Raw genomic sequence first — 1,812 nt, 5'->3', positions numbered from 1 at the left:
GGTGGGGTTTCTGGCTTTGGGGGAGCCTGACGATTACCTACTTTCACACGGGCAATCCGCACTATCATCGGCGTGGAGTCGTTTCACGGTCCTGTTCGGGATGGGAAGGGGTGGGACCGACTCGCTATGGTCATCAGGCATGACGGGTTGCTGCGTCGCTGTCGGGTTGGGCTCAACCCGGCGCCACAGCCAATCGGGAAGAAGCGTAAAGGATTCGTGTGTTTGGGGTTGTGTTGTTGCTGGCACAACACTGATCTCAAACTGCATGTCTTCATCCCCTTCGGGGATCGGACACCCGTAAGCGCTAAAGCGCTAACGGTTGTCGAGACACACCTGTTATAGGATCAAGCCTTACGGGCAATTAGTATCAGTTAGCTCAGTACATTACTGTACGTGCACACCTGACCTATCAACGTCCTGGTCTTGAACGACCCTTCAAGGGGCTCGAAGCCCCGGGGATATCTCATCTTAAGGCGAGTTTCCCGCTTAGATGCTTTCAGCGGTTATCTCTTCCGAACATAGCTACCCGGCGATGCCACTGGCGTGACAACCGGTACACCAGAGGTTCGTCCACTCCGGTCCTCTCGTACTAGGAGCAGCCCCCTTCAAATATCCAGCGCCCACGGCAGATAGGGACCAAACTGTCTCACGACGTTTTAAACCCAGCTCACGTACCTCTTTAAATGGCGAACAGCCATACCCTTGGGACCGGCTACAGCCCCAGGATGAGATGAGCCGACATCGAGGTGCCAAACACCGCCGTCGATATGAACTCTTGGGCGGTATCAGCCTGTTATCCCCAGAGTACCTTTTATCCGTTGAGCGATGGCCCTTCCATACAGAACCACCGGATCACTATGACCTGCTTTCGCACCTGTTCGACTTGTCAGTCTCACAGTCAAGCACGCTTATGCCATTGCACTATCAGCACGATTTCCGACCGTACCTAGCGTACCTTCGTACTCCTCCGTTACACTTTGGGAGGAGACCGCCCCAGTCAAACTGCCTACCATGCACTGTCCCCGATCCGGATCACGGACCAAGGTTAGAACCTCAAACAGATCAGGGTGGTATTTCAAGGACGGCTCCACGCAAACTGGCGTTCACGCTTCACAGCCTCCCACCTATCCTACACAGACCGGTTCAAAGTCCAATGCAAAGCTACAGTAAAGGTTCATGGGGTCTTTCCGTCTAGCCGCGGGGAGATTGCATCATCACAAACACTTCAACTTCGCTGAGTCTCGGGAGGAGACAGTGTGGCCATCGTTACGCCATTCGTGCAGGTCGGAACTTACCCGACAAGGAATTTCGCTACCTTAGGACCGTTATAGTTACGGCCGCCGTTTACCGGGACTTCAATCAGGAGCTTGCACCCCATCATTTAATCTTCCGGCACCGGGCAGGCGTCACACCCTATACGTCCACTTTCGTGTTTGCAGAGTGCTGTGTTTTTATTAAACAGTCGCAGCCACCAGTTTATTGCAACCCCTTCACCCTCCTGGCGCAGGCCAGTCAAGCTACCAGGGCGTACCTTATCCCGAAGTTACGGTACCAATTTGCCGAGTTCCTTCTCCCGAGTTCTCTCAAGCGCCTTAGAATACTCATCTCGCCCACCTGTGTCGGTTTGCGGTACGGTCACTGTGAAACTGAAGCTTAGAGGCTTTTCCTGGAACCCCTTCCAGTTGCTTCGCTTCCGAAGAAGCTCGCGCCACACCCTTGAGTCCTGTGCCCGGATTTGCCAAGGCACCCTCTCCAATGCAGCGACCGGGACTTCCAACACCCGGACAACCTTCCGCGATCCGTCCCCCCATC

Annotated in this window: 2 rRNA genes; both read right to left on the bottom strand. The window is 54.6% G+C overall.

Going from position 1 to position 1,812, the window contains the following annotated elements:
- Positions 1-24 precede the first annotated feature (24 nt).
- Positions 25-138, bottom strand: a 5S ribosomal RNA gene (rrf, locus tag AB3X94_RS41570).
- A 202-nt stretch (positions 139-340) separates the two neighbouring features.
- A 23S ribosomal RNA gene (locus AB3X94_RS41565) occupies positions 341-1,812 on the bottom strand; the annotation flags it as partial.

Origin of the sequence: Paraburkholderia sp. BR10923, assembly GCF_040948765.1 — a bacterium.
In the GTDB taxonomy this organism is placed as follows: Bacteria; Pseudomonadota; Gammaproteobacteria; order Burkholderiales; family Burkholderiaceae; genus Paraburkholderia; species Paraburkholderia youngii.
The sequence above is the reverse complement of the archived record's forward strand: the minus strand, read 5'-3'. Positions and strand labels throughout refer to the sequence as shown.